This is a genomic window from Tardiphaga sp. (assembly GCF_028290785.1).
In the GTDB taxonomy this organism is placed as follows: domain Bacteria; phylum Pseudomonadota; class Alphaproteobacteria; order Rhizobiales; family Xanthobacteraceae; genus Tardiphaga.
Genome location: NZ_JAQGJD010000164.1, coordinates 1 through 10,472, shown reverse-complemented (window position 1 = coordinate 10,472; position 10,472 = coordinate 1). Strand labels below are relative to the sequence as shown.

9 protein-coding genes are annotated in these 10,472 nt (G+C 64.9%); 1 reads left to right on the top strand and 8 read right to left on the bottom strand.

From position 1 onward, the window contains the following. The 6 genes from JWR89_RS09695 to JWR89_RS09670 all read right to left on the bottom strand — a co-directional run. The coding region (locus tag JWR89_RS09695) for a lipid II flippase MurJ (RefSeq protein WP_299714922.1) at nt 1–174 on the bottom strand (174 nt) is incomplete at its 3' end. 225 nt (nt 175–399) lie between these two features. Further along, on the bottom strand, nt 400–1,548 hold the full coding sequence (locus JWR89_RS09690) for a DegT/DnrJ/EryC1/StrS family aminotransferase (RefSeq protein WP_299714916.1): 1,149 nt from the start codon (nt 1,546–1,548) through the stop codon (nt 400–402). Between the two features lie 62 nt (nt 1,549–1,610). Beyond that, the gene (locus JWR89_RS09685; RefSeq protein WP_299714919.1) at nt 1,611–2,594 is read right to left on the bottom strand and encodes a Gfo/Idh/MocA family oxidoreductase; all 984 of its coding nucleotides are present in this window, start codon (nt 2,592–2,594) and stop codon (nt 1,611–1,613) included. A gap of 357 nt (nt 2,595–2,951) precedes the next feature. After that, nucleotides 2,952–3,332 carry a hypothetical protein gene (locus JWR89_RS09680; RefSeq protein WP_299714913.1) on the bottom strand — a complete coding sequence of 127 codons (381 nt, stop codon included), beginning with the start codon at nt 3,330–3,332 and terminating at the stop codon, nt 2,952–2,954. A gap of 189 nt (nt 3,333–3,521) precedes the next feature. Beyond that, nucleotides 3,522–4,934 carry a mannose-1-phosphate guanylyltransferase/mannose-6-phosphate isomerase gene (locus JWR89_RS09675; protein ID WP_299714910.1) on the bottom strand — a complete coding sequence of 471 codons (1,413 nt, stop codon included), beginning with the start codon at nt 4,932–4,934 and terminating at the stop codon, nt 3,522–3,524. 21 nt (nt 4,935–4,955) lie between these two features. After that, nucleotides 4,956–5,939 (bottom strand): NAD-dependent epimerase, encoded by a 984-nt coding sequence (locus JWR89_RS09670; protein ID WP_299714907.1) that lies wholly within the window; start codon nt 5,937–5,939, stop codon nt 4,956–4,958. Nucleotides 5,940–6,151: 212 nt separating this feature from the next. Between JWR89_RS09670 and JWR89_RS09665 the strand changes: the two genes are divergently transcribed. Next, the gene (locus JWR89_RS09665) at nt 6,152–7,165 is read left to right on the top strand and encodes a glycosyltransferase family 4 protein (RefSeq protein WP_299714904.1); all 1,014 of its coding nucleotides are present in this window, start codon (nt 6,152–6,154) and stop codon (nt 7,163–7,165) included. Between the two features lie 115 nt (nt 7,166–7,280). On the opposite strand, the gene JWR89_RS09660 is transcribed toward JWR89_RS09665, so the two are convergent. Both JWR89_RS09660 and rfaE2 read right to left on the bottom strand, forming a co-directional pair. After that, nucleotides 7,281–9,179 carry an SDR family NAD(P)-dependent oxidoreductase gene (locus tag JWR89_RS09660; RefSeq protein ID WP_299714901.1) on the bottom strand — a complete coding sequence of 633 codons (1,899 nt, stop codon included), beginning with the start codon at nt 9,177–9,179 and terminating at the stop codon, nt 7,281–7,283. Between the two features lie 14 nt (nt 9,180–9,193). After that, a partial coding sequence (rfaE2, locus tag JWR89_RS09655; protein WP_299714899.1) for a D-glycero-beta-D-manno-heptose 1-phosphate adenylyltransferase occupies nt 9,194–10,472 on the bottom strand: 1,279 nt, incomplete at its 5' end.

Genomic DNA, 10,472 nt, shown 5'->3' with positions numbered 1-10,472 from the left:
GAAGGCACCCTCGGCGAAGATGGCGCGGAAATGGTTGGGCAGCCGCAATGCCACGAAAAAGGCATCGGCGACCGGGCCCGCGCCAAGAATCGCGGCGAGCATGATGTCGCGCGCGAATCCGGTGATCCGCGACAGCAGCGTGTATCCGCCTACGGTGAAAATACGTCGAAGCATCGGCTGCTTCTACAGCATGGGACGCACAGGCCAAATGGGGATTTGGGGGAAATCGAAACGAGGTCTCGTTTCCCGGACGCGCTGCGGCACTCTCAGGCGATGCACTTGCATCGCCGCCATGCCGCTGTGCAGATCCGGAATCGTCACGAACTTCGAGCTTGGTAAGGCCCCGGCTCCGCAAAGCAATACTTCGTATTGCATTGCGTCCGGAGCAAGAGACCCAAATTACGCCAGCGCGTCGCGCACGGCCTTGATCACCCGCTCCTGGGTCGGCTCGTCGAGATAGGCATGCACCGGCAGGCTGATGACGTCGGACGACAGCGCCTCGCACACCGGCAGGCCGCCGTCGGCGACGGGGTACTGGCTGTAGGCGGTCTGCATGTGCATCGACTTGACGTAATAGATCGCGGTCGGCACGCCCTGTGCCTTCAACGACGCGGCGAAGGCGTCGCGGTCGGTACCTTTCGGGAGGCGGATGGTGTAGCAGGCCCAGATCGATTCATTGCCGGGCGTCACGCGCGGTACGGTGACGATATTGCCAAGGCTGCGCGCGTAGCGCTCCGCCACCTTGTTGCGGGCGGCGATCTCGTCGTCGAAAATCTTCAGCTTCTCCAGCAGCACCGCGGCCTGGATGGTGTCGAGACGGCCGGTGAGGCCGAGGCGGACATTGTCGTATTTGTCGGAGCCCTGGCCGTGAACGCGGATGCTGCGCAGGTCGTCGGCGAGCTGATCGTCGTCGGTGAAGATGGCGCCGCCGTCGCCGAAGCAGCCGAGCGGCTTGGCCGGGAAGAAGCTGGTGGCGGTGGCCAGCGCCGACGTACCGAGACGCTTGCCCTTGTATTTGGCCCCGAACGCCTGGGCGGCGTCGTCGAGCACGAACAGTCCCTCTTCCTCGGCGACGGCGGCAATCGCATCGTGGTCGGCGGGCTGGCCGAACAGATCGACCGGAATAATTGCCCTCGGTGTCAGGCCGCGCGCTTTCGCGGTGACGATGGCTGATTTCAGCGAAGCGATGTCCATGTTGTAGGTGGCTTCGTCGACATCCACGAACACCGGCGAAGCGCCAGTCAGGGCCACGGCCTCGCCGGTGGCGCAGAAGGTGAAGGACGGGCAGAACACCGCATCGCCCGGGCCGACCTTTTTGGCCATCAGCACCATCAGCAGCGCATCGGTGCCGCTGGCGCAGCTGATGACATGCTTGGCGCCGCTGTAAGCGGCCAGCGCGGCTTCGAGCTGCGTGACTTCAGGGCCGTTGATGAACTGGCAATGGTCGAGCACGCGGCCCACGGCATCGTCGATCGACTGGCCGAGACGACGGCGCTGCGCGCCGATATCGATGAAGGGAACGGGATCGATGCGCGTGTGCTGGTTCATAAGGCGGCCTTGCAGAACGTGGTGTGAAACGGCGGCGCGCGCACGCGCCGGATGGAATGGCGTCAGCCGACCACTTTGCGCGGCGCCGGACGGGCGGCGCTGGCGGCGGGCTTCTTCGGTGCTTCCAGACACTGGATCGCGATCTCCAGGGAGGCGACGCCCTGCTCGCCGGTCACCGCAGGCATGCTGCCGGTGCGGACGGCGGAGAGAAACGCCAGCAGTTCGGCGCGCAGCGGCTCGTCCTGTCCGACCGGCAGATGGCGCATCGAATAGCTGCCGTCGGTCTGGAAGCCGAAACATTCGGTGACTTGGCGAGTCAGCAGATCGCCCATCACATATTTGCCGCGGGTCGCCACCGTGACGGTGCGCGCCTTGAACGGCGTCAGCCAGTTGGTGTTGATATGCGCCAGCACGCCGGAGGCGGTGCGGAACTGCAACAGCGCGATGTCCTCGCGATCGGCGACGGCGTTGGCGAGCTGCGACTGCACATCGACGATGTCGGATTCGGTGAACCAGCGGATCAGGTCGATATCGTGCACGGCGAGATCGATGACCACGCCGACATCGGACATCCGCGGCGGAAACGGGCCGACCCGGGTGATGGCGATGGAGAGGATGTCCTCATCCTTGATGGCCTGCTTGATGGCGGCCACCGCCGGGTTGAAGCGCTCGACATGGCCGACCATCAGCGTGACGCCGGCGGCCCGCGCGGCCCCGACAATGTCGCGGCCCTCCTGGACGGTGGAGGCGATCGGCTTCTCGACCAGGACGTGAATGCCGCGGGCGATGCAGGCCAGCGCGACCTGATGATGCAGATGGGTGGGAGCTGCGATCGTCACCGCATCGACGCCTGTGGCGATCAGCGAATCGAGATCCGTAAAGGTCGGGCAGCCGATTAGCTGAACGGCGCGGGCGCGATGTTCCGGCAGGGGGTCGACGATGCCGACCAGCTCGATGCCGGGCAGTCCGGCCATGACGCGGCCGTGGTTGGTGCCCATTACGCCGGCGCCGACGACGCCGACGCGCAGCACGCGGTCCGCGCCCATGCCGGTCTTGGAACCTGTGTCAGAAAGCTTGTCGCCGGTCTTGGAAGCCATCAGTCAAACCCCGAATAGAAGCGCCATTCAGCGCGTGGGTTCTCCTAGCACGGTGCCACAATTGTGGCGATGGCGCCAAAATTTCATCCAAACACGTTTTGATTCAAAGAATTACAGGGAATTGGCGGGCATGGAACGGTGCCCAGGGACTGTCGCCTGAATGCTGTCGCCGCCGGCAGCGAAATGGCGTCGCCAAACATCACGTTGACCGGTGAAGCCGCGCCGCCGGTTCAAAGCAGGCGCCGTCCCCAATTTGGCACTGATGAGAGGCCTGTCAGCAAGGGAGCTCCCGTCGCAACCGCGCGCTCAAGGATCGATGGTGACCACCACGACGCCGTCTACTTTGATCAGGAACGCCATCGTCGGCTCGTCGGAGACCGGTGAGCGGCTGACGGCATGCTCGAAGGCGGCAATTTCACGCTGATCGGCAGCCCGTGCCGACAATGTCGAGTTGGCGCTGCAAACGGGTGCGCCGGCAGACGTCAGACCGCAAAGATCCGACCTCAGATGCGGATCCATACAAATAGCATCGGCTTCCGCGAGGTTGGCCGCAGCGAAAGTTAGCGCGGGTCTGCCGTCGATCTCAAGCGCGAAAATCTGAAATGGTCTGGCCAATGCAATGCCACTTAAAAAGGGATAATGATCTGCTTGTCGCGCATCGAACTGAGCTGGGTCGGAGCGTGCCAAACAGCTTCGATCCAGATAGAAAACAAAAAACTATCATCTCAATGCGCGGGCCCGATCGTTCACCATGTCGCCGGATTTAATCATCGACGGGAATTCGGAAATACTCGTTTACGCGCAATTTAAAAACGAGCCTAGCGGGCATCTTTTGAATCCGCAATTAGCCGAACGCGCTACCTCCATAGTTCCCGGCTAGCTCCGCCGATAGTCGTCCTCGATCCGGACGATATCGTCCTCGCCGAGGTAGCTGCCGGTCTGCACTTCGATCAGTTCCAGCTGGATCTTGCCGGGATTTTCCAGCCGGTGGGTAGCGCCGAGCGGGATGTAGACGGACTCGTTCTCGTGGACGATCTTAACGAGGTCGTTGACCGTCACCTTGGCGGTGCCGCGAACCACGATCCAGTGCTCGGAGCGATGGTGGTGCATCTGAAGCGACAGCCGCTCGCCCGGTCGCACCACGAGACGCTTGACCTGATAGCGTTCGCCGTCTTCCAGCGACTGAATGGACCCCCAGGGGCGGTGGACCTTGAGATGATCCTCGGTGACCTTTGGCGCCGCGATCTTCAGCTTCGCCACCAGCCGCTTCAACCCATTGGCGTCCTTCTGCCGCGACACCAGAACCGCGTCCTGCGTCGCCACCACCACCAGATCGTCCACACCCTCCAGCGCCACCACGACGCCGTCGGTGGCGACGTTGCAGTTGCGCGAATCCTCGAACACTGCAGTGCCTTGGGCCGCGTTGCCTTGCTTGTCCTTTTCCGACAATTCCCACACCGCCAGCCAGGAGCCGACATCGGACCAGCCGCAGGCCACCGGAACCACCGCGGCGTGCGAGGTCTTTTCCATCACCGCGTAATCGATCGAGATCGACCGCGCCTTGGCAAAAGCTTCTGCATCCAGCGTGACGAAACCAAGGTCGCGGCCGGCTTTGGCAACGGCGTCCGCAATCGTCTGCACGCTGTCGGCATCGACACGGGCGTATTCGTCGAGCAGCATCGCGGCGCGGAACATGAAGTTGCCGCTGTTCCAGAGATAGCCCGCCTCGATGTAGCCCGCGGCGGTCGCCAGGTCCGGCTTCTCGACGAATTTCGCCACCGTGTGCACTTCGCCGGCAATCAGCTTGCCCGGCGAGATATAGCCGTATTCCGTCGCGGGGCGCTCCGGCTTGACGCCGAACGTCACGATATGGCCCGCGTCGGCAGCCACGAGCCCCTCGCGGCACGCGGCGACAAAGGCCGGGATATCCGTGACTACGTGGTCGGCAGCCAGCGCCAGCACCACAGCCTCATTGTCACGGGTCTGGGCGAAGGCGGCGCCGGCGGCGATGGCCGGGCCGGAATCGCGGCGCATCGGCTCCAGCAGCACATCGGCGTCAAGCCCGATGTCGGCGAGCTGCTCGCGCACCATGAAGCGATAGGCAGCGCTGGTGATGACGATGGGCCGGTCGAACAACGCTGCGTCCGATACGCGCAGCATCGTATCCTGAAACGTCGAGCGCGGCCCGAACAGCGGCAGGAACTGCTTCGGACGCCCCTCGCGCGACGACGGCCACAGCCGTGTCCCGGCGCCGCCGCACATGATCAATGGAATGATGCGCTTGCTCATGAATCAACCAGACCCTTGCTATCAGATGCCGTAATGGCCGCGGTACCACGAAACGAAATGCCGGATGCCGTCCTCGATCGAGGTGTCCGGCTTAAATCCGACGTCGCGCATCAGGTCGTCGACGTCGGCAAATGTCTCGGGCACGTCCCCCGGCTGCATCGGCAGCATGGTCTTGACGGCTTCGCGACCCAGTTCTTTCTCAAGAACTGTCACCACATGCAAAAGGTCTTCCGGCTTGTGGTTACCGACGTTGTAGATCCGCGCCGGCGCGCTGTCGTCGCTGCCTTCAGGGATATGGCCGAGAAGCCGGCCGATGACACCGGCGACGTCGTCCACATAGGTGAAATCACGGCGCATCTTGCCGTGATTGAACAGCTTGATTGGCACGCCTTCGAGGATCGCCTTGGTAAACAAATAGATCGCCATGTCCGGTCGGCCCCACGGTCCATAGACCGTGAAGAAGCGCAGGCCGGTGGTCGGCAGCCGGTACAGATGGCTGTAGGAATGCGCCATCAGCTCGTTGGCCTTCTTGGTCGCGGCATACAGGCTGACCGGGTGGTCGACGCGGTCGCTGACCGAGAACGGTTTCTTCTTGTTGGCGCCGTAGACCGACGATGACGACGCGTAGATCAGATGCTTGCACCCCTGGTGCCGGCATCCCTCGAGCACATTGAGAAAACCTTCGAGATTGGCGTCGGCATAGGCATGCGGCTGTTCGATGGAGTAGCGAACCCCGGCCTGCGCGGCGAGATGGATCACGACGGGGAACCTGTACTGCGCAAACAGCGACGTCATCGCCGGGCGGTCGGCCAGGTTGGCCTTGACGAATTCAAATTTGGGATGGTCCTGCAACAGCTGCAGCCGCGCCTCCTTCAGCGCGGGGTCGTAATAGTCGTTGAGGCTGTCGAGGCCGACAATGCTGTGGCCTTCGGCCAGCAACTGCCTGGCGACATGAAAACCAATGAAGCCTGCGGCGCCGGTAACCAGAATGGGTTGCTCAGACATCGTGTCCCCAGCCAATTTCAAATGCATTATACATCGACGCAACCTTGGTCTTTTAGCCGCGTCATGGACGGTGCCGCAACAGCTAGCGGGCGGAGGTGTTGGCATTGCGACAGCCGCAAGGCGGCGGTGGCTATCTCGTCAAAACGCGATAATAAGGCCCTCCGCCCGGTTTCGACCGAATTCTGTTCAATTTGTCCCCGCGTTGCATCCCGATGTCGTTTCAACTCGTCGCCACCCTCGGCACCCTGATCGCGGCCGTCCTGCTTTCGGCGTCGATCGTCGCCGCCATCCGCCCGCTGCTGGTGCGCTATGCCCTGGCTCGGCCGAATGCGCGGTCGTCGCACAAGGTCCCGACCCCGCAGGGCGGCGGCATCGCCGTGGTGGCGTCGGCGCTTCTGGTGGGCGGGCTGGCCGTCGCCTGCGGTGTGGCCGCCTCCCCGCCTTCGCTGTGGGTGGTGTTCGTGGCCACCGTGTTCATGGCCGGGATCGGCGCCGTCGATGACCTCCGCCCCATTCCGGTCGCGCCGCGGCTGGTGTTGCAGGCGCTGACCGTAGGCGCGGTGCTATACGCGATCCCCGCCCACCTGCAGGTCGTGCCGGGCTGCCCGCTGTGGATCGAACGCGCCGTGCTGCTGGTCGCCGGGCTGTGGTTCGTCAATCTCGTCAATTTCATGGACGGGCTCGACTGGATCACGGTGGCCGAGGTGATCCCGATCACCGCTGCGTTGGCGCTGTTTGGCCTCGCCGGCGAACTGGCGCCATCGACGGCGCTGCTGGCCACGGCGCTCTGCGGCGCCATGCTCGGTTTCGCGCCGTTCAACCGGCCGGTCGCGAGAATCTTCCTTGGCGACGTCGGCAGCCTACCGATCGGCCTGTTGCTGGCGTGGTGTTTCGTCGAACTGGCCTATGCCCAGCATCTCGCCGCGGCGATCCTGCTGCCGCTGTACTATCTGGCCGACGCCACCGTGACGCTGCTGCGCCGGCTGGGAAAGCGCGAAGCGGTGTGGGAGGCGCATCGCTCGCATTTCTACCAGCGCGCCACCGACAACGGCTTCAAGGTTATTGAGGTCGTGCGCAGGGTATTCGTGCTCAACATCGGGCTGGCAGCGCTGGCGGCTATTTCGGTTTATCTGAGATCGACGACTGCCGACGTTACACTACTGATGCTTGGCGCTGCCGCCGTCGCTTTTGTGCTGCGCGCGTTCTCGACGCGACGTAATTCGTAGGGTGGCAAAGGCGCGCTTGCGCTGTGCCCACGCTCTTCCCGTGGTCGCGGTGGTGGGCACGTCCCGCTGCGCGTTGCGCAGCCGGACTTTGCCCACCCTACTAAGAAAAATCGCCCTATCCCACGTTGGCCTGATATTCCGGCACCGCATCCTTCAGGATCGCCACCGCGACGGCGTGCTGGTCGGCATCGATCGCCGTGCGTAACATCGTCAGCCAGGTCTTCAGCGTTCCCAGCGGCAATTCGTTCGGCCGGGCCGCGACGATGCCGGCGATGCCGATCTCGCTGGTCGGCTCCTGCGCCGCAAACAGGATTTCGTTGAGCCGCTCACCGGGCCGCACGCCGGTGAACACGATGTCGATGTCGTAGCCGGGCTGCAGGCCCGACAGCCGGATCATGCGGTCGGCGAGATCGACGATCTTCACCGGCTGGCCCATGCTGAGCACGTAGACCGACGCGTCGGAATGCTGCGCGTTCATCGCATGCGTCGCTGCGGTGACGACAAGGTCGCAGGCTTCGCGGATGGTCATGAAATAGCGCACCATGTCCGGATGCGTCACGGTGACCGGGCCGCCGGCCTCGATCTGCGCCTTGAACTTCGGCACCACCGAGCCATTCGACGCCAGCACGTTGCCGAACCGGACCGAGATCAGCCGCATCGGCGCGCCGGCCTTTGCGGTGCCTTCGCGATCCAGCGCCTGGCAGTACATCTCGGCGAAGCGCTTGGTCAGCCCCAGCATCGACACCGGCTCGATCGCCTTGTCGGTCGAGATCATCACCATCGCCGAGGCGCCGGCCGCAAGCGCGGCGTCGGCGACATTGACCGAGCCGAAAATGTTGGTCTTGACGCCTTCGCTCCAGTCCCGCTCCAGGATCGGGACGTGCTTGAGCGCCGCGGCGTGGAAAATAAGATCGGGGCGGAATTCCGCCATCAGCCGCATCAGCCGGGCGCGGTCGCGGATGTCGGCGATGTGGCCCTCGATCGCAGCGCCGGAGCGCTGCTCCTCCAGGCTTTCGAGCACCGCGTAGAGCGCCGGCTCGGCATTCTCCATGATCATCAGCCGCGCCGCGCCGAAGGCGAGCACGCGCTGGCAGATTTCCGAACCGATCGAGCCGCCGCCGCCAGTGACAACCACCGCCTTGCCGCGGATCAGCGATTCCAGCTTGCCGAAGTCGATGCTCGCGCTCGGCCGCAGCAGCAGGTCCTCGACCGCGACGGCGGCCAGACGCGGAATCTCGCCGCTGTCCAGTGACGGCAGCCGGCTCACGGCGAGCCCGCGCCGGCGCGCCCGGGTCAGGATGGCGTCGGGCCGGGCGTCGGCATCGAGCGCCGAGGGCGACATCACGATGCGGGCGATCGGCTGGCCGCGCGCCTTGAAGTCGGTCACCACGTCGTCGAAATCGTCCAGGCTGCCCAGCACCGGAATATTGCGGATCAGCTGGCCGCGATCGGCCGGCGACGGCGACAGCACGCCGACGGGCCACAGCCGCTTGATCGCGCCGCTTTCAATGCCGCGCAATAGCACCTCGACGTCCGCGGCGCGGCCGATCAGAAGCGCCAGCGAGGCGTCGACCCGCGCGCTGCGCTTGACCCGACTGTAGCGGTAGTAGCGGTACGCCATTCGCGGCGCGGCCAGAAACGCGATCTGCAGAAACCAGTACAGAACGATGGTGGTCTTGCCGAAGAAGAAGGCGCCATAGACGTTCGGCGACACGAACAGATAATCGAGCGCGACCATCGCCAGCGCTAAGCCGGACGACACCCGCAGCACGTTGAGGGCGTCCGGCAGCGAGAAGAACCGCCACTTCGTCGTCGTCAGCTTGAACAGGAAGCAGACGACCAGGCTGAGCACCAGGAAGTACGGCAGGATCTGCCACAGCACCGGCAGCCGTTCGTTGAGCTGCTCGCCCTCGAAGCGGATGTAGAAGCTGCCGATCAGCGCCGCGGCGGTGGCGAGAACGTCGTGTGCCGCGATCAGCCCATTGCGCCGCGACAATTTGGGAATGCGAACCATGCCTGCCGATCCCCTCACGCCACTGCGTTGCCGGCCCGCTTCACCAGCGAAGTGGTGCTGAAGCCGGGCATGACATCCACTAGCAGAACCTCGCCGCCGAGCGCCTCCACGATGTCGTGGCCGACCACCTGCTCGCGGGTGTAGTCGCCGCCCTTGACCAGAACCCGCGGCTGAACGCGGGCGATCAGATCGAGCGGGGTATCCTCGCCGAAGATCACGACGCAGTCGACAGCTTCCAGCGCGGCCAGCACCTCGGCGCGGGCCAGTTCCTTCTGTAGCGGCCGCGACGCGCCCTTCAGGCGCTTCACCGAGGCATCGCTGTTGAGCCCCACGATCAGCCGGTCGCAGGCGGCGCGCGCTGCGGTCAGGACCTTGATGTGCCCCGGATGCAGAATGTCGAAACAGCCGTTGGTGAAGCCGATCCGGCGACCCTCGGCGCGCCACAGCGCCAGCCGGGCGTCGAGATCATCGGTGTCGCGCGCCACCTTCTCTTCTGACGCGCGGTAGGATTCCGGCACGATGATCCGGCGCAGATCGGCGAGCGTAATAGCGGCGGTGCCGCTTTTCGATACGGCGGCGGCGGCCGCAGCGTTCGCGATCCGAATCCCCGCCTCCCAGTCCGCGCCCGCGGCCAGCGCCACAGCGAGCGCGGCGGCGACGGTGTCACCGGCGCCCGACACATCGCGCACCTTGACCTGATGCGCGGCGACGTGAAGCGGCGGCGCGCCGCGCGTCATCAATGTCATGCCATCCTCGCTCTCGGTCACGAGGACGGCCTCGCAATCAACCTGGTCCATGACCGATTCGGCCGCCAGTGCGAAGCCGGATGGCCCGTTCACGGCCTCCCGCGCGGCCGCGACGAATTCCCGCTTGTTCGGCGTCACCACACTGGCGCCGCGGTAAAGGCTGAAATCGACGCTCTTCGGGTCGACCACGACGCGGACGCCATGCCGGCGCGCGGCTGCAACCGCGGCCTCGACCACGCGGGGCGTCAGAACGCCCTTGGCGTAGTCGGACAGCACGACGATGTCGGCGCGCGGCATCGCGGCGCCGATCGCCTCGATCAGATCGTCCTGCGCTTGCGCGGACGCCGGCTGCGCGTTCTCCCAATCGGCGCGCAGCAGGTGGGTGGAGAAATGCTCGGAAACGTAGCGGACCTTGCGCGTGGTTGGCCGCCCGGCGTCGGCGAGCAGCACCGCCTGGATCCGCTTTGCTTCCGCTAACTTGGCCCGCAGCGCCTCGCCATAGAGGTCGGCGCCGACCAGGCCGACCAGGATGCAGCGGGCGCCGAGA